Source organism: Pseudooceanicola sp. HF7 (assembly GCF_011806405.1).
Classification (GTDB): domain Bacteria; phylum Pseudomonadota; class Alphaproteobacteria; order Rhodobacterales; family Rhodobacteraceae; genus Pseudooceanicola.
On sequence record NZ_JAATOW010000072.1, the window covers coordinates 1 to 1,319 of the forward strand.

Here is a 1,319-nt window from a genome sequence, read left to right on the forward strand (position 1 = left end):
ACCGGCGGGCGCGTGGATATTCGCGGTCTGCCCGCGCCAAGCGGCAAGGCGAGCGGGCCGATCAACCTGGCGCTGGACCGGCTGGTGATCAGCGACGGGATGTGGCTGGGCGGGATGCGCGCCAACTTCCCGCCGGGGCGCGGGATCTCTGGTGGGTTCACCGGGCGGCTGAACGGCGGCGCGGCGATTGCCGGGCAGGTGACGCCGACCGACAGGGGCAATGCGATCCGCCTGACCTCTTCGGATGCGGGGGCGGTGCTGACCTCGGCCAGGTTGCTGAAAAGCGCCAGCGACGGTCACCTGGTGGTGGACCTGGTCCCGCTGGGGCCGAAGGGCAGCTATGACGGCACGGCGCTGATCAAGGATATCTCCGTCTACGAGGCCCCGGTTATCGCAGAGATCATGTCCGGCCTCAGCATCGTCGGACTGATCGAGCAGATGGCTGGCGAGGGGCTGAAGTTCACGGAAGTGGATGCGGCCTTCCGGATCACGCCGGACCGGGTAACGATCAAGAGCGCCTCTGCTGTGGGGGCGTCGACGGGCATATCGGTGGATGGCTATTACTATCCGCAGGCCAAGCAGCTGGACCTGCAGGGGGTGTTTTCGCCTTTCTACCTGCTCAATGCGGTGGGCTCTCTTCTGACGCGCAAGGGCGAAGGGCTGATCGGGATGAACTTCACGCTGCAGGGGCCGGTGGCCGCGCCGCGCGTGCAGGTCAATCCGCTGTCCCTGCTGACCCCGGGCGCCTTCCGCGAGATCTTCCGCCGCGCGCCGCCAAAGCCGGAATAGGCAGGCCCGCGTCCCCGCGCCATGCCATGGGCGGAAGCCTATTGCCCAGGCCGCGCGGCAGGTATAGGCGACGGAGCCATGCAACTTTCAGATTTCGATTTCGACCTGCCCGAGGCGCTGATTGCCACGCGTCCCGCGAAGCCCCGATCCTTGGCCAGGTTGCTTGTGGCCGAAGGCGGCGCGATCACGGATGCGATCGTGCGGGACCTGGGCGATTACCTGCGCCCCGGCGACCGGCTGGTGCTGAACGACACGCGGGTGATCCCGGCGCGGCTGTCGGGCCTGCGGCATCGCAGTTCCGAGCAGGGAGAAACCTCTGCCCGGATCGAGGTCACGCTGCTGGAGCCGCGCGCCGATGGCACCTGGGCGGCGCTGCTGAAGCCGCTGAAGAAGATCCGCGACGGTGAGCGCGTGGTGTTTTCCGAGCGCCTGTCGGCCGTGGTCGAGGGGCGCGAAGAGGGGCAGGGCCTGTTGCGCTTCGAGCAGAGCGGCGCCGATTTCGACGCGGCCCTGGCCGAGGCCGGCGCCAT

At 68.3% G+C, this 1,319-nt stretch carries 1 protein-coding gene and 1 pseudogene; both read left to right on the top strand.

Annotated features, from left to right (window positions below):
* A pseudogene (locus HCZ97_RS20360) lies at positions 1-789 on the top strand (AsmA-like C-terminal region-containing protein); the annotation flags it as partial.
* A gap of 78 nt (positions 790-867) precedes the next feature.
* On the top strand, positions 868-1,319 hold a 452-nt coding region (locus tag HCZ97_RS20365; protein ID WP_167690946.1), incomplete at its 3' end, for an S-adenosylmethionine:tRNA ribosyltransferase-isomerase.